Source organism: Salipiger abyssi (assembly GCF_017311415.1).
In the GTDB taxonomy this organism is placed as follows: Bacteria; Pseudomonadota; Alphaproteobacteria; order Rhodobacterales; family Rhodobacteraceae; genus Salipiger; species Salipiger abyssi_A.
On the sequence record NZ_JAEKIS010000010.1, the window covers coordinates 26,366 to 41,079 of the forward strand.

Here is a 14,714-nt window from a genome sequence, read left to right on the forward strand (position 1 = left end):
CCATGGCGCCGCGCCAGAGCCACAGCCGCCCCGGCCTCGCCGTGCATCGCGAGGGCACGCGCTCTGTCGTGCGCTCGCTGCCCGAAGAGGTGCCGGTGGCGCTGGTCTTCGACGGCACCACGCAGGCGGTGATGATGGCGACCCCCGGCGACATCGCCGATTTCGCCTATGGCTTTGCGCTGAGCGAGGGCATCATCGCACATCCGCGCGAGGTGGCCGAGTTCGAGGCGGTGACCCATCCGCAGGGCATCGAGGCGCGGTTCTGGCTGCATGAGGACCGGGGCGCCGCGCTGAAGGAGCGGCAGCGCAGCCTCCTGGGGCCGACCGGCTGCGGGCTTTGCGGCATCGACTCGCTCGATCAGGCGCTGCGCGCCCTGCCGCCGCTGCCCGAGGGCGGGCCGAGCCTCACCCGCGCCGAGGTTGCGCGCGCGACCGACGCGCTGCGCGCCCACCAGCCGCTGCACGACCAGACCCGCGCGGTACATGCGGCGGGGTTCCTGCGGCCCGGCAAGGGCATCGTTCTGGCGCGCGAGGATGTCGGGCGGCACAATGCGCTCGACAAGCTGATCGGCGCCATGGCGCGGCAGGATATGGACCCGGCCGAGGGCGCCTTTGTGCTGACCAGCCGGGTGTCGGTCGATATGGTGCAGAAAGCCGTTCTGGCGCGCTGTCCGATCCTGATCGCCGTTTCGGCCCCCACCGCGCTGGCGCTGCGGATGGCCGAGGAGGCGGGGCTCACGCTTGCCGCCTTTGCCCGCTCCGGCGGGTTCGACCTTTACGCCGCGCCCGAGCGGATCGTCGATGGAGAGACGCATGTCGCCTGAAAAGATGGTCATGATGGCCAACCAGATCGCCACCTTCTTTGCCACCCAGCCCGGCGACACCGGCGCCGAGGATGTGGCCGCCCATATCAACGATTTCTGGGAACCGCGCATGCGGGCACAGTATCTCGATTACGTGGCGCAGGGCGGCGAGGGGCTGCATCCGCTGGCCGCTGCGGCGGCGGCGCATATCCACGCGCCCTCCGAAAAAGCTTGATCCTGCGCAAGACAAGCGTCGCAAAAACGCTTTAGGGTTGCGGCCATGGAGGGAGGTCCATGGCAGAGAGCGCCTATCGGGCAGAGGGACTGACGCGCACCTATGGCGAGGGCGCCTCGGCAGTTCATGCGCTGCGCGGGGTCGATCTCGATCTGCCTGCCGGTGAGATCGTGGTGCTGCTCGGCCCCTCGGGCAGCGGCAAATCCACCCTGCTCAATATCCTCGGCGGGCTCGACCGGCCCAGCACCGGGCGCGCCTGGTTCCGCGACCGCGAGCTGACGGCGATGACCGACCGGCAGCTCACCCGCTACCGGCGCGATCATCTGGGCTTCATCTTCCAGTTCTACAACCTCATGCCCTCGCTCACGGCGGAGGAGAATGTCGAGCTGGTGACCGAGATCGCCCGCGACCCGATGACCCCCGCCGAGGCGCTGGCACTGGTGGGGCTGGAGGAGCGGCTCGGGCATTTCCCGAGCCAGATGTCGGGCGGCGAACAGCAGCGCGTCGCCATTGCCCGCGCGGTGGCGAAAAAGCCGGATGTGCTGCTTTGCGACGAGCCCACCGGCGCGCTCGACAGCACCACCGGGCGCGAGGTGCTGGGGGTGCTTCAGCATCTCAACCAGACGCTGGGCACCACGGTGCTGATCGTCACCCATGCCGCCGCCACCGCCGCCATGGCCGACCGGGTGATCCGCTTTGCCGATGGCGCGATCCGGTCGCAGGAGCGCAACAGCCACAAGCTGCCCGCCGAGGAGATCGAGTGGTGAGCCCGCTCGACCGCAAGCTCACCCGCGACCTGTGGCGGATGAAGGGCCAGGCGCTGGCCATTGCCGTGGTCATGGCGCTTGGCGTGATGATGCAGGTGATGATGTCGGGGCTGGTGACCTCGCTCGACGAAACCCGCCGCAGCTATTACGAGCGCTACCGGCTGGCGGATCTCGCGGCCTCGGTGGTGCGCGCGCCCGATCACCTCTTGCACCGGATCGCCGCGCTGCCGGGGGTGCAGGCGGTGGAGGGCCGGGTCAGCGGCGCGGCGCTCATCGACCTGCCCGACCGCGCGGTGCCGGTGCAGGCGCAGGCGCTCTCCCTGCCCTATGACGGCGATCCGGCGCTGAACGCGATCCGGCTGGAGGCCGGGCGGCTTTTCGAACGCGACAAACCCGAAGAGGCGGTGCTGCTCGACAGTTTCGCCGCCGCGCACGGGCTTCGCCCCGGCGATACGCTGGAGGCCACGATGAACGGCGCGCGGCACAGCTTCCGCATCACCGGGCTCGCCCGCGCGCCGGAATTCCTCTACAGCGCCGCCCCCGGCGAGGGCATCCCAGACGACGCCCGCTTCGGCGTGCTCTGGCTGTCGCCCGCCGCGATGGCGGCGGCCTTCGACATGGACGGCGCCTTTAACGAGCTGCTGATCGGGCTGGCGCGCGGCGCGGGCGAACAGCCGGTGACCGATGCGGTGGACCGGGTGCTGGAACCTTACGGCTCCACCGGCGCCTATGGGCGCGAGGATATGTTCTCCAACCGCTTCGTCTCGGAGGAAATCGACGGGCTGCGCGACAGCGCCGCCTCGATCCCGCCGATCTTCATGGCCGTCGCGGCCTTCCTGCTGAACATCGTGATCGCCCGTATGGTACAGGCCGAGCGCGAGGAGATCGGGCTCCTGAAGGCCTTCGGTTACCGGTCGGGCGAGATTGGCGGGCATTACCTGAAGCTGGTGCTGGCCATCGCCCTGCTGGGCGCGCTGATGGGCTGTCTCTTCGGCATTCTGGCCGGGCGGGCCATGGTGCAGCTCTACCTGAATTTCTTCAAGTTCCCCTTCCTCGTCTTCCGGCTCGATCCGGCGTCTTTTGCCATCGGCATCGCGGTCAGCGTGCTGGCGGCGACAGCGGGAGGTGCCATCGTGCTGCGGCGGATCTTTGCGCTCGACCCGGCGGAGGCGATGCGCCCGCCCGCCCCTGCCGACTATTCCCGCGCCGGGCGCTGGCGCGGGCTGACGCGCTGGCTCGACCAGCCCAGCCGCATGGTGCTGCGCCGCTTCACCCGCACGCCGTTCCGCATGGCGGGCGCCATCGTCGGCATCACTTTCGGCATGGCGCTGTCGGTGGGGATGATCACCATCCAGAGCAGTTTCAACCACGCCATCGCGTTGAATTTCGAGGTGATGGACCGCTCCGAGGCCGCCGTGACCTTCACCCATGCGGTCTCGGACAAGGTGCTGTTCGAGCTGGCCAGTCATCCCGGCATCGAGCGGGTAGAGGGCCGGCGCGACGTGGCGGTGATCCTCAGCAACGGGCGGCAGACCCATCGCGGCAGCATCACCGGCCTGCCGGAAAGCCCGGTGCTGAACCGCGCGCTGACCCCGGATCTGGAGCCGATCCACATGCGCCGCGAGGGGCTTGTCCTGAGCAGCGCGCTTGCCGCCAAGCTGAAGCTGGAGACCGGCCAGACCCTGCTTGCCGAGGTGCGCGAGGGCGCGCAGCCGGTGCTGGAGCTGCCGGTGCTGGGGATCTCGGATACGGTGATGGGGGCGCCCGCCTATATGGCGCTCGACGGGATCAACGCGGCGCTGGGGGAGCCGGGGCGCATCACCGGCGTGGCGCTGCGGCTCGACGAGGCGCGGGCGGACGAGATCTATGTCTGGCTCAAGGGGCTGCCCACGGTGGCGGGTGTGGCGCTCAAGCAGGACAGCCGCGCGGCCTTCGAGCGGATGATGAACGAGGGCGCGGGCTGGTCGCGCTTTATCATGTCGGCGGTGGCCTTCATCATCACCTTCGGCATCGTCTACAACGCCGCCCGCATCGCATTGGCCGAGCGGTCCCGCGATCTCGCCTCGCTGCGGGTCATCGGCTTTTCGCGCGGCGAGGCGGCCTATGTGCTGCTGGGCGAGCTGGGGCTGGTGACGCTGCTCGCCCTGCCCTTCGGCGCGGCGCTCGGCGCGGGCTTTGCGCATATCCTCGCCGCCGCCTATTCCTCGGAGCTTTACACCGTTACGGTGGTCTTCCAGCCCGCCACCTTTGGCAATGCCGCGCTGGTGGTGATCGCGGGGGCGGCGATTTCCGGGCTTCTGGTAAAACGCGATGTCGACCGGGCCGATCTGGTCACGGCGCTCAAGACACGGGATTGACGATATGGCAGACACCCGCAACCGCACCCGCCTGATCCTGTGGACCCTGCTCGCGCTGCTGCTGGGCGGCGCGCTGGTGGCCGCCTTCTGGCCGCGCGCTACGCTGGTCGATCTGGGCGCGGTCACACGCGGCCCGCTGACCGTCACCATCGACGAGGAGGGGCGCACGCAGGTGCATGATGTCTATGTGGTCTCCACCCCCGTCGCGGGCCGGCTGCTGCGCGTGCGGGCGGTGGCCGGCGATGCGGTCAGCCAGGGCCAGGCGGTGGCGCATATGCGCCCCACCAACCCCGACGCGCTGGATATCCGCACCCGCGAGCAGGCCTCGGCGGCGGTCGATGCGGCGCGCGCGGCGCTCAAGGTGGCGGAGGCCGAGGTCAATGTCGCCGCCGCCGATGCCGAGCTGACACAATCGCAATACGAGCGCGACCAGACGCTGGCCCGGCGCGGCACGGTGAGCACCGCCGCGCTCGACCGTTCGCGCTCCGAGGCGCGGGCCGCGACGGCGCGGCTGGAAACGGCGCGGGCGGCGGTGTCGATGCGCGAGGCGGAGCTGGCCAATGCCCGCGCGCAGCTCATCAGCTTCGACGATATCGGCCTGGCAGCGGCGGTGGCGGGCGATCACGCCTCGGATATCCCGCTGGTCTCGCCGGTCTCGGGCCGCATCCTCCAGGTGCTGCAACAGAGCGAGACCATCCTGCCGGCGGGCACGGCGGTGCTGGAAGTGGGCGACGTGATCGGCGATCTGGAAGTGATCGTCGATCTGATCTCTTCGGATGCGGTGCAGGTGAGCCTCGGCGACCGGGTGATGATCGACGACTGGGGCGGCGAGACGGCGCTGGAGGGCGAGGTCACCCGCATCGCGCCGCTGGGCGCGACCAAGGTCTCGGCGCTAGGGGTTGAGGAGCAGCGGGTCGACGTGACCGTGCGGTTCTCCGGCCCGGAAGAGGCGCGCGCGACGCTGGGCCATGGCTATCGTGTGGTGACACGGATCGTGGTCTGGGAAGAGGCCGACACCCTGCGCGTGCCGCAAAGCGCGCTGTTCCGTGACGGCGCAGGCTGGGCGGTCTTCCGGGCGCAGGGTGGTCGCGCGATGCAGACTGCCGTCACGCTCGGACCCGGCAATGGCCTGTCGGCCCAGGTCACATCGGGCCTGGGCGAAGGCGACAGCGTCGTTCTTTACCCGGCCGCGGGGCTCACCGATGGCACACGGATCGCCTCGCGCCAGATCGACTAGGGGAGCCTTTACCCTCTCCTATCGCCGGAAGGTCCACGACGCCGCCCCGCGCCGGTGGGCATTTTGAACTGATGCCGCGGGTCGCGATAGATGAACGCCACCCGACCCAGCGGCGAGGACGCGATTCCGAGCAGATCGTAGAACACATAGACCAGCACGATCCCGGTGAAGAAGCTCGGCAGACTGGTCCCGGCGGCGACCAGCAGGCGGCAGAGATGATCGATCCAGCTTCCGGGCCGCGTCGCCGCCGGCACGCCGAGCGGGATTGCCACCGCGCAGGAGACCACCAACGCAAAGAGCGTGTGCTCCAGCGAAGCCGGAAGCCGCTTGGCCAGCTGCGCGGACGCACGCTGCCGGTGGCCGCTATGCAATACAGGCCGCCCCCGCGCTGAACCAGATCTGACGCAGGCGCGGCGCCCCTCAGCCGCGCTGCGGAAGGATCTGCTGCGCGACACCAGCGAAGATCAGGTAGATGGAAGTCGCGACCAGCCCCCAATGCGCCCAGCTTTCGGGATGGAAATCCACCCAGGCCGCCCAGCCGGCGAAAAAGGTCCAGGCCAGCGCGATGGGCAGAGAGATCGCACGCCAGCGCTCGGTCCGCACCGGGTGGATGAATTTCAGCGGCAGGAACATCGCCACCGCCAGGAGGGCGACCAGCGACAGGATCACCCAGAAATTCGGCTGGATGGCAAAGAGCACCAGCACCAGCATGTTCCAGCAGCCCGGGAAGCCGTGAAAGGAATTGTCGGCGGTCTTCATCCGGCTGTCAGCGAAATAGAGTGCGCTGGCGAAGGTGATGAGGATGATCGCCAGCCAGCCGGTCCAGCCCGGCAGCAGCCCGGAATGAAACAGCGCAAAGGCCGGGATGAACACATAGGTCAGGTAGTCGATGATCAGGTCGAGCACGACGCCGTCAAAGCGCGGGGCGTTGGTCTTTACGTCGTATTTCCGCGCCAGCGGCCCGTCGAGCCCATCGACGAAGAAGGCGACCACCAGCCAGAGGAACATCACCGACCATTGCTCCTGCGCCGCGGCCAGCAGCGCGAGCATGGCAAAGACCGCTCCGGTGGCGGTAAAAAGGTGAACGAGCAGGGCTTGCGACGCGCGTGTCATCACCGTGTCATGCCGTATCCGGAGGCTGACCGCAAACCGAACCTGCGGATTTTGTTCTCTGGACCGACTGGGTATCCCCCGCCCCGGACCTGATCCGGGGCCTCAGCGAGGATTCCCGGGCAGGAGGCCCCGGATCAGGTCCGGGGCGGGGTCCGCATGAGCGCGGCGAGCGCCGCCAGCTCCTGGCCGAAGCCGGTTTCCAGCGCCGCGCCGGCGGCCTGCCGTGCCTCGTCGGGCTTGTTCTGGCTCAGCTTCCAGGTGCTGTCGACCTGCTCGATTTCCAGCCGGAAGGGCAGGATCATGCGCATCAGCTTGCCCTTGGCCTCCTCCGATAGCTTGTCCATGGTCCAGGGCGCCTTGGGCAGCCGGGCCTCATAGGCGGCGGATTGCGCCGCCAGCAGCTGCTCAAGCGCCTCCTGCGGCAGCGGCACGAGCCGCCCGGTCAGATGCACGGCGACATAGTTCCAGGTCGGCACCTGTTCGGGGCCCATCCCGTACCAGTCCGGCGAGACATAGCCGTCGGGCCCGCCCACGGCGAGCCGCGCTGCCAGACCGTCACGGGCCACGCGGGTGATCGGGTTGGAGCGGACCAGATGCAGATCCGCGTAGCTGCCATCCTCGGAGAGCAGAATGGGCACATGGCTCAGCAGCGGCGCGCCCTCGGTCGAGACGGCCAGCGTACCGAATGCCCGTTCGCGGACAAGCCGCAGGCTCTCGGCTTCCTCGGTGCGGCGAAAGATCGGATTGGGATGCATTTTGGCCTCTCGGTTGTCGGGAGAGCTGGAACTAGCTGGAAAAGAACGCCGAGCGAGATTGGACGGGTCGGGCCATCGCCGCAAGGATCTGGTCCGCATTCTCTTCGGGCGCTGCGCTGCCGTCGAGTTCGAGATCGTAGCGCAGCCCGGCATGGATGCGCGCGGCATCCTCGATAGCACTGCCCCGCTGGCGGTCACCGCGCGCGGCCTCGCGCCGGGACAGCTCCTCCACTGGTGTAAACAGCCCGACGAAGAGCAGATCCTGACCTGACAGAAGCTCCTGCAACCTCTCGTGCCAGCCGGGCGTGTCGAGAATATGCTCGACGATCAGATCGCAGCCGCTCTCGGCAAAGGCGGCAAAGCTGCGGTGCAGCCCCTCGAACACCGCCTCCCGGATCTGTGGCCAGTCCCCGCGCGCGGCGGGCGGCAGCGCGCCGCCGTCGCGATAGGTGTCGAAGGACAACCGCAGAAAGGGCGATGGCGCGCGGGCTTGCAGGGCCTTTCCGAGAGTTGTCTTGCCGCTGCTCGATGCCCCGTGCAGCAGGACAATCCGGCTCATGCCACCAGACGCTGGCCGGTCTGGCCGGTGATCGTGGCGGTGACGATACTGCCCTCGGTCTGCGGCGCGGTCAGCGTCACCTCGGTGAATTGCTCGGTGCGACCCATATCCGGCGCTTCCATGAGAATCCGGTGGGTCTTGCCCTGCTGTGCCGCCAGATGCCGCGCCACGGCGGCCTCTCCGGCGGCGCGCAGCCGGGCGGCACGCGCCTTGATCGTCGCACCGTCCACCTTGTTGGGGATCTTCGCAGCCGGCGTGCCGGGGCGCGAGGAATAGGGGAAGACATGCAGCCAGGTCAGGTCGCACTCCTCGACCAGCTTCAGCGAATTGTCGAAATGCGCCTCGGTCTCGGTCGGGAAGCCCGCGATGATATCGGCGCCAAAGGTCATCTCGGGCCGCAGCCGCCGTGCCTCCTCGCAGAAGCGGATAGCGTCGTCGCGCAGGTGGCGGCGCTTCATGCGCTTGAGAATCAGGTCGTCGCCATGTTGCAGGCTCAGGTGCAGATGCGGCATCAGGCGTGGCTCGGTGGCGATGGCCATCATCAGGTTCTCGTCCGCCTCGATGCTGTCGATCGACGAGATCCGCAGACGCGGCACATCGGTGAGCTTCAGGATCCGCATGACCAGATCGCCGAGGCGCGGCGTGCCCGGCAGATCGGCGCCCCAGGAGGTCAGGTCGACCCCGGTCAGCACCACCTCGTTATAGCCCTGCTGCAACAGCCGCTTGATCTGGTCAACCACGACGCCGGCGGGCACCGAGCGGGAATTGCCCCGGCCATAGGGGATGATGCAGAAGGTACAGCGGTGGTCGCAGCCGTTCTGCACCTGCACATAGGCGCGGCTCCTTGTGCCGAACCCGTCGATCAGATGCCCCGCCGTCTCGGTCACCGACATGATGTCGTTGACCTGCACGCGCTCGGTCTCGCCGATAAAGCCGTTCGACAGCCCGGCCCAGGTCGCAGGCGCCATCTTTTCGCTGTTGCCGATGACCGCGTCGACCTCGTCCATCTGCGCAAAGCTGTCGGGGTCGATCTGCGCCGCGCAGCCGGTGACGATGACGCGGGCGTCCGGGTTTTCACGCCGCAGCCGCCTGATCTCCTGCCGCGCCTTGCGCACCGCCTCCGCAGTCACCGCGCAGGTATTGATCACAACCGCGTCGCCGACGCCGGCCTCTTCGGCCAGCGCCTTCATCGCCTCGGTCTCGTAGGCGTTGAGCCGGCAGCCCAGCGTGGTGAATTTCGGCGCGCTCATTGCACCGCCTCCAGCCAGGCGCGCGAGAACACGCCGTCGAAAACATGCGCCGTGCCGCCGGTCATCCAGACCCCATCCTCACGCCAGTCGATCTGCAATGTGCCGCCATCGAGCTCGACGATCACCTTGCGACCCGTGAGCCCCCTGCGGGCGGCGGCCACGGCGGTGGCGCAGGACGATGAGCCCGAGGCCAGGGTCACGCCCACGCCGCGCTCCCAGACGCGCATGCGCAGGTGGTCCGGGCCGATGAGGCTCGCGACCTGCACATTGGTGCGTTCGGGGTAGAGCGGGTGATGCTCATGTACCGGCCCGAAGGCGTCCAGATCCACCGCCTCGGCATCTTCGACAAAGAAGGTGCAATGCGGGTTGCCCATGCCGGTGGCGGTCGGCGCGCCCTCAATGGGCAGCTCCAGCGTGTCCATCTCGCGGGCCAGCGGAATCTCGTCCCAGCGCAGTTGCGGCTGGCCCATATTCACAGAGGTCAGCCCGTCACCGGCCTCCTCCGCCAGCAGCGTGCCGCGCTCGGTGACCAGCTCCAGCCGATCGCGCCCGGTCTCATCCATCAGGAAGCGTGCGATGCAGCGGGTGGCATTGCCGCAGGCGCCGGCAGTGGAGCCGTCGGCATTGTAGAAGGTCAGTCGCGCATCGCCTTCACCGCGCTCGACCAGGGCGAGCTGATCGAAGCCCACCCCGCGATGCCGGTCGGCGATGGCGCGGGCGAGCGCAGGGGTAACTTCGATGTTCCGGACACGCCCGTCTAGCACGACAAAGTCGTTGCCGAGCCCATGCATTTTCATGAAGGGCAGCGTATCCGGGGCACGTTCCATGGGCGGGCATATACGCCCGTTGCGAGAGCCTTTCCAGAGTTCGTGACGATTGGGTGAAGAAAAGCGTAAATCGGGGGTTGACCCTGCCCCCCGCTCTTTCTAGAAGCGCCCGCACAGTGGGCCGTTAGCTCAGTTGGTAGAGCAACTGACTTTTAATCAGTGGGTCGCAGGTTCGAATCCTGCACGGCTCACCACTGAACTTCCTCTCGTAGGCTTCAAGCCAAACGCGGTGCGCGCGCCGGGCGGGCGCCATGGAATAACGGCGATTCGCGTCTCGATGCGTGCCGTTCCGGACTTTTGCGCCCGGATATGGCGTTGGATTCTCCCCTGAAACCCAAAGGTCATCGCGGCAAGGACGGGAAGATTATCGCTGACTTCTGCGCCCGCTCGCACGAGTCGTGTCGTGAAGGCGGACAGCCGAGCATCAGAGGAAGACATGGGCGCCGAAAACGGGCGCCGTGTCGGAACCGCAGGTCGATGCCAGCACCGCAATGGACCGGGAAAGCGGCCCGAGAGCCCTCTCCCGGCCATCGCGGGCACGGCAGGCGCTTGCGGGGTCTGAGACTAGGCTCAGACCTCTGCCCGCGCGATGACCTGTTTGGTCTTCTGCATTGCCTCCACCGCGCGTCGCAGCGCCGGCGTTTTGCCGATCCGGTGCTTTTGCGCCACCTCGACACTAAGCACGATGTCCTTGGGCAGGGCGGAGAGCATGGCGTTGAAATCGAAATCCCCGTCGCCGGGCATCAGGCGATTGCCCCGCGCCGTTTCGATCAACGCCTCGGGGGAGGCATCGAATTGCCCCGGGGCGTCGCAAAGCTGCGCGTAGTTGATCCAGGCCGGATCGAGCGCCGCGAGTTCTTCGAACTCGGTCGCGGAGCGCTGCACATGCAAGGCGTCGACCAAAACCCCGGCGGCGGGATGCGCCACCGCCCGGACCTGACGCACCGCCGCCGAGACATCGGGGATATCGGTCCAGGGCATGAACTCCAGATCCGCCGTCATGCCGTGCTGATGCGCCAGGTCGCAAAAGGCGCCATAGCTGTCGGTCATCCGCGCCGGATCCGGATCGTAGCCCGCCGTCAGGATGTTGCGCGCCCCCAGCTCCGCGCCGCGCTCGAGAAAGGGAAGCGTATCCGCTGCCCGGAACTCCGGCGTGATCCTGATGATCTCGATATCGGCGACTTGAAGGCCGGTGTCGCGCAGTGCCGCGCGGGTCTCCTTCAGCATGGCCGGATCGGTCAGCAGGGGATAAGGCCCGTCGGTGCCCGCCGGCAGGAGCCGCAGACCCACAAGGTCGTACCCAGCCTCCGCAGCCACCCGCACCGCCTCCGGCGGTGTCAGTTCGGCGACGGTGAGGAAGGCAAGGGAATAGCGATACCCCATGGCGCCCTCATTTCAGCGGAGAAAAGGGCAGCGGCACCGCCAGGGTCGAGGTCATCTCGGGCGTCAGCCAGTCGGGACCGCCCTTCGGCGGCCAGATGCCATCCGCCACGGTCTTGCCGCGGATCTCGGCGCGGTGGTTGGCGCTTTCATAAGGCCAGATCTGGGTGAACCGGGTCGGGCCGTCCAATGAATACATCGCAATCGAGAGCGGCGAATATTCGGTGCGCACGGGCACAGCCTCGCGCCACTTGTCGATGGTCGGCGCCATGCCGTTCAGCTTCGGCTGATAGCTGCGGATCTCATAAACCTTGCCGTATTCGCCCGGCGTGACCGGCAGGGTGAAATCCAGCGGGATGTAGCTGTCGGAGGTCCAGCCGCGCAGATGCTCCATGCAGCCGAACGGGTTGTCGGAGAGATGAGTGCGGGTGCGCTCGGCAATCAGATCCTCGGCGCTGTCGAACTGGCGCAACAGGATGATGTCGTTCAGCGTGCCGATATCCGGCGCCCAGGCGCCCATCAGGGTGCCCTTGGCCTCGGGCGCGGCCAGCCACTCCTGGAGCGCGGGGGCCACCTTGGGGGTGGCGAAAAGCGCGGTCTTCAGGGTGACGATGTCAAAAAGCGGCATGGATAGTTCCTCCGTTGGATCCGGCCGGTCGGGCCGGGGTCTGTTGCGTTTCGGATTGAGGGTCGGCCCCGCTCTCGGGGGGCCAGCGGCCCGCCGCGACATGGGCGGCGATGTAGCCGAAGGTCATGGCCGGACCGAGGGTGATGCCCCCGCTCGGATACTGCCCGGCGAAGATCGAACTCAGATCGTTGCCGGCGGCGAAAAGCCCCGGAATCGGCACGCCCCCGGCGTCCAGCACCCGGGCGCGGTCGTCGGCGTCGAGCCCCGCGAAGGTGCCGAGACTGCCCGGCACGATGCGCACCGCGTGAAAGGGTCCGCGCCGCAGCGCGCCAAGCGCCGGGTTGGGACGGTTCTCCGGATCGCCCTGCACACGGTTGTAGATCGACGCGCCACGGCCGAAATCCGCGTCCTCGCCCGCCGCCGCCTGGGCGTTGAAGCGGGCGACAGTTGCCTCCAGTGTCGCAGGGTCGAGGTCGCAGGCGCGCGCGAGCGCCTCCAATGTGCGGCCCGAGCGCAGGTAGCCGCCGCGCCGGAAGGGGGCCAGCGGGAAGGGCGCCGGTCGCGCCCAGCCCAGCCCCCAGCGGCGCTGCGCCGGGTGATCGGCGATCAGCCAGCATTCGGGCGCCTCGCCTGCCGGGGTGGCGTCGAACAGCGCGCGCATGAAGGCGTGATAGCTGTCGGCCTCGTTGGCAAAGCGCTTGCCCCTGCCGCGCACCGCGATGATTCCGGGCTTGGCCCGGTCGACGAGATGCGGGAAATGCGTGAAGCCCCCTTTGCCGTCGGGCACGAGGGAAACCGGCGCCCAGGCACCGGCATTTGTCAGATCCTCGCGCAGCTGGCCGCCAGCCTCGGCGCCCAGGCGGATGCCGTCTCCGGTATTGTCCCGGGGCGCGGCAGAATAATGCGCGGTGCCGGTCTCGGCACCGAAGAGCTTCGCTCGCGTGGCGGGATCGTGCGGGAAGCCGCCGGTCGCCAGCACCACGCCGCGCCGGGCGTGTAGCCGGGTGCCGCCGGTCAGCGTGACGCCGCTCACCGCCCCGTCCTCATGTTTCAGCGCGCTCACCCCGGCATCGGTGAAGAGATCGACACCCCGGTCGAGGCAGGACCGCATCAGCCCGGCCACCAGCGCGTTGCCGTTGACCAGCTGCATGGAACGCCCATGCCGCACCAGATCGACCCCGTGCTTCGCCAGGCGCCGCGTCACATAAAGCGCCGAAGCGGGCCGGCGCATCGCATTGAAGAAATGCGCCATGTCCTTGCCAGAGGCGATGCCCATGCCAGCCAGCGAGATCACGTCGAGCGGCGGCCTCAGCTTGGCGATCCAGGGCCCCAGCCGCCGCCCATCGAAGGGCGCGGCACAGACCGAGCGGCCACCGGCTGCGGCGCCCGGGCTATCGGTGAAATCGGGAACCCTGTTGCCGTCGATCCAGTCCACGGCGGTGCGGTCGCGGAAAAATCTCACCATCTCCGGCCCGGTGTCGAGATAGGTCTTTATCCGAGGGTCGCCCACACGGTTGCCCATGATGCCCGCCAGATAATCCAGCGGCGCCTCGGACGGCTCGTCGATTCCGGCCTCCACTGCTAGAGGATTGCGCGGCACCCATAGCCAGCCACCCGACCAGGCGGAGGTGCCGCCCAGCACCGGCGCCTTTTCCAGCACGGCGACCGACAGGCCCAGATCGGCGGCGGTGACCGCGGTGGCAAGCCCTCCGGCGCCCGATCCGACGACCAGCAAATCGTAGCTCGCGCCCGGCTCGGGGCGCGCGTCGATGCTCCTCCCCTTATGCGTCACGACCGGTCGCGCCCCTCTCCCGCCCGGGACTGCGTCTGCCGGCGCCCCATGGTCTCGTCATACCAGCGGGTAAAGCTGCGCCCCGCCAGACTGGCCTCTGCCAGATCCGTCGCGGCCTGACGAAGCTCCGGCAGGAACGAATGCAGCAGTTCGGGCGTCGCACGGGCAGACGGGCCGGCGATCGACACGGTCCCGATCGGCTCGTCGGTGTCGGGATGGCGGATCAGCACGGCGATTGCCGCCATGCCGAGCATGAAGCTGGAGGTGTTCTGCGCATAGCCCTGGGCCCGCGCGGTCTGCACGATCTGCAAGAGCTCGGCCACGCCCTTGGGCGCCGAGACACCGGCCCCGCCTGGCTTTTCAAGCCCCTGCCGCATCACCGAGGCGACGGCATCGTCGTCGCTCAGCCCCGACAACCAGGCCTGCCCGCCAGAGGCGGAGGCGAGATGTACAATCTGCCCATGCTCCGCATCGGGATCATAGCGCAGCCCCGCGGTCGCGCCCTGCGAGACACCGACCCAGACCAGCTCCTCGCCGTCGAACAGCGCCATCCGGATCAATTCTTTCGTCGATTGCGCCAGCCGGTCGAGAATCGGCTGGCTCAGATCCGGGATCCCGGTGCGGGCGAGAAAGGCCAGCCCGTTGGTCGCCAGTTTCAGCGTCAGCATGTAGTCGCCATGCTCGCGGCTCTGGCGCGTATACCCGAGCGCCTCCAGCTCTTTCAAAAGGCGATGCACGCCCGACGGCGGCAGATCCAGCGCCTTGGCGATCTCGCTCACCGACGCCCCTTCGGGCCGCTCGGCCAGGAAGCTGATAACACCCAGTCCCTTTTCCAATGCGCTGCTCATGACAGGCCTCTCGCTGTTGCTTGCTCATAGGATATGGAAGAATAATCAAAATGTGAAGACCATTAAAAACTGGAATGATATTTCATTTTCTGGCAATGATGGGTTCAGACGCGATTCGACGGCTCGCAGGAGGCGAGCTGGCTACCGAGCGTCAGGGAGGACG

At 68.0% G+C, this 14,714-nt stretch carries 15 protein-coding genes and 1 tRNA gene; 6 read left to right on the plus strand and 10 right to left on the minus strand.

Features of this window, described 5'->3' with window-relative positions; genetic code table 11:
- Positions 1-2: 2 nt before the first annotated feature.
- The 5 genes from fdhD to I6N89_RS14710 are packed head-to-tail and all read left to right on the plus strand — an operon-like array spanning position 3 to position 5,399.
- On the plus strand, positions 3-824 hold the full coding sequence (gene fdhD / locus I6N89_RS14690) for a formate dehydrogenase accessory sulfurtransferase FdhD (protein ID WP_207019184.1): 822 nt from the start codon (positions 3-5) through the stop codon (positions 822-824).
- A complete protein-coding gene (locus I6N89_RS14695) occupies positions 814-1,038 on the plus strand; it encodes a formate dehydrogenase subunit delta (RefSeq protein ID WP_207019185.1) in 225 nt (74 codons plus the stop codon). Before fdhD ends, I6N89_RS14695 begins: the two co-directional genes overlap by 11 nt.
- A 59-nt stretch (positions 1,039-1,097) precedes the next feature.
- The gene (locus I6N89_RS14700) at positions 1,098-1,805 is read left to right on the plus strand and encodes an ABC transporter ATP-binding protein (RefSeq protein WP_076701220.1); all 708 of its coding nucleotides are present in this window, start codon (positions 1,098-1,100) and stop codon (positions 1,803-1,805) included.
- A complete protein-coding gene (locus I6N89_RS14705) occupies positions 1,802-4,162 on the plus strand; it encodes an ABC transporter permease (protein ID WP_328805882.1) in 2,361 nt (786 codons plus the stop codon). Before I6N89_RS14700 ends, I6N89_RS14705 begins: the two co-directional genes overlap by 4 nt.
- A gap of 4 nt (positions 4,163-4,166) precedes the next feature.
- On the plus strand, positions 4,167-5,399 hold the full coding sequence (locus tag I6N89_RS14710; protein WP_207019187.1) for an efflux RND transporter periplasmic adaptor subunit: 1,233 nt from the start codon (positions 4,167-4,169) through the stop codon (positions 5,397-5,399).
- An 8-nt stretch (positions 5,400-5,407) separates the two neighbouring features.
- Here the strand turns inward: I6N89_RS14710 and I6N89_RS14715 are convergent, their stop codons facing one another.
- The 6 genes from I6N89_RS14715 to dapF form a co-directional block, all read right to left on the minus strand.
- Positions 5,408-5,770, minus strand: a complete 363-nt coding sequence (locus I6N89_RS14715; RefSeq protein WP_236016654.1) for an ABC transporter permease subunit — start codon at positions 5,768-5,770, stop codon at positions 5,408-5,410.
- 49 nt (positions 5,771-5,819) lie between these two features.
- On the minus strand, positions 5,820-6,512 hold the full coding sequence (locus I6N89_RS14720; RefSeq protein WP_207019188.1) for a CDP-alcohol phosphatidyltransferase family protein: 693 nt from the start codon (positions 6,510-6,512) through the stop codon (positions 5,820-5,822).
- Between the two features lie 134 nt (positions 6,513-6,646).
- Entirely contained in the window at positions 6,647-7,267 is a 621-nt protein-coding gene (locus I6N89_RS14725; RefSeq protein ID WP_207019189.1) for an FMN-binding negative transcriptional regulator, read from the minus strand.
- Positions 7,268-7,298: 31 nt separating this feature from the next.
- Positions 7,299-7,826 (minus strand): chloramphenicol phosphotransferase CPT family protein, encoded by a 528-nt coding sequence (locus tag I6N89_RS14730; RefSeq protein ID WP_207019190.1) that lies wholly within the window; start codon positions 7,824-7,826, stop codon positions 7,299-7,301.
- Positions 7,823-9,076: a tRNA (N(6)-L-threonylcarbamoyladenosine(37)-C(2))-methylthiotransferase MtaB gene (mtaB, locus tag I6N89_RS14735; protein ID WP_207019191.1), complete on the minus strand. Its 1,254-nt coding sequence runs from the start codon at positions 9,074-9,076 to the stop codon at positions 7,823-7,825. Before mtaB ends, I6N89_RS14730 begins: the two co-directional genes overlap by 4 nt.
- The gene (gene dapF, locus I6N89_RS14740) at positions 9,073-9,903 is read right to left on the minus strand and encodes a diaminopimelate epimerase (protein WP_207019192.1); all 831 of its coding nucleotides are present in this window, start codon (positions 9,901-9,903) and stop codon (positions 9,073-9,075) included. Before dapF ends, mtaB begins: the two co-directional genes overlap by 4 nt.
- Positions 9,904-10,021: 118 nt before the next feature.
- Between dapF and I6N89_RS14745 the strand changes: the two genes are divergently transcribed.
- Positions 10,022-10,097: transfer RNA gene (locus I6N89_RS14745), tRNA-Lys, on the plus strand.
- Between the two features lie 376 nt (positions 10,098-10,473).
- Here I6N89_RS14745 and I6N89_RS14750 read toward each other — a convergent pair.
- The 4 genes from I6N89_RS14750 to I6N89_RS14765 are packed head-to-tail and all read right to left on the minus strand — an operon-like array spanning position 10,474 to position 14,551.
- Positions 10,474-11,286 carry a sugar phosphate isomerase/epimerase family protein gene (locus I6N89_RS14750; protein ID WP_207019193.1) on the minus strand — a complete coding sequence of 271 codons (813 nt, stop codon included), beginning with the start codon at positions 11,284-11,286 and terminating at the stop codon, positions 10,474-10,476.
- Positions 11,287-11,293: 7 nt separating this feature from the next.
- A complete protein-coding gene (locus tag I6N89_RS14755; RefSeq protein WP_207019194.1) occupies positions 11,294-11,911 on the minus strand; it encodes an NIPSNAP family protein in 618 nt (205 codons plus the stop codon).
- The gene (locus I6N89_RS14760) at positions 11,898-13,703 is read right to left on the minus strand and encodes an FAD-dependent oxidoreductase (protein ID WP_328805883.1); all 1,806 of its coding nucleotides are present in this window, start codon (positions 13,701-13,703) and stop codon (positions 11,898-11,900) included. The genes I6N89_RS14755 and I6N89_RS14760 overlap by 14 nt, the downstream gene beginning before the upstream one ends.
- A complete protein-coding gene (locus I6N89_RS14765; RefSeq protein WP_207019195.1) occupies positions 13,700-14,551 on the minus strand; it encodes an IclR family transcriptional regulator in 852 nt (283 codons plus the stop codon). The genes I6N89_RS14760 and I6N89_RS14765 overlap by 4 nt, the downstream gene beginning before the upstream one ends.
- Positions 14,552-14,714: the final 163 nt, after the last annotated feature.

Bases quoted from the DNA above. Each gene is read 5' to 3' on its own strand.
- I6N89_RS14725 (WP_207019189.1), bottom strand. From the start codon at position 7,267: ATGCATCCCAATCCGATCTTTCGCCGCACCGAGGAAGCCGAGAGCCTG.
- I6N89_RS14695 (WP_207019185.1), top strand. From the start codon at position 814: ATGTCGCCTGAAAAGATGGTCATGATGGCCAACCAGATCGCCACCTTC.
- fdhD (WP_207019184.1), top strand. From the start codon at position 3: ATGGCGCCGCGCCAGAGCCACAGCCGCCCCGGCCTCGCCGTGCATCGC.
- I6N89_RS14750 (WP_207019193.1), bottom strand. From the start codon at position 11,286: ATGGGGTATCGCTATTCCCTTGCCTTCCTCACCGTCGCCGAACTGACA.
- I6N89_RS14730 (WP_207019190.1), bottom strand. From the start codon at position 7,826: ATGAGCCGGATTGTCCTGCTGCACGGGGCATCGAGCAGCGGCAAGACA.
- I6N89_RS14700 (WP_076701220.1), top strand. From the start codon at position 1,098: ATGGCAGAGAGCGCCTATCGGGCAGAGGGACTGACGCGCACCTATGGC.
- dapF (WP_207019192.1), bottom strand. From the start codon at position 9,903: ATGGAACGTGCCCCGGATACGCTGCCCTTCATGAAAATGCATGGGCTC.
- I6N89_RS14755 (WP_207019194.1), bottom strand. From the start codon at position 11,911: ATGCCGCTTTTTGACATCGTCACCCTGAAGACCGCGCTTTTCGCCACC.
- I6N89_RS14710 (WP_207019187.1), top strand. From the start codon at position 4,167: ATGGCAGACACCCGCAACCGCACCCGCCTGATCCTGTGGACCCTGCTC.
- I6N89_RS14765 (WP_207019195.1), bottom strand. From the start codon at position 14,551: ATGAGCAGCGCATTGGAAAAGGGACTGGGTGTTATCAGCTTCCTGGCC.
- mtaB (WP_207019191.1), bottom strand. From the start codon at position 9,076: ATGAGCGCGCCGAAATTCACCACGCTGGGCTGCCGGCTCAACGCCTAC.
- I6N89_RS14720 (WP_207019188.1), bottom strand. From the start codon at position 6,512: ATGACACGCGCGTCGCAAGCCCTGCTCGTTCACCTTTTTACCGCCACC.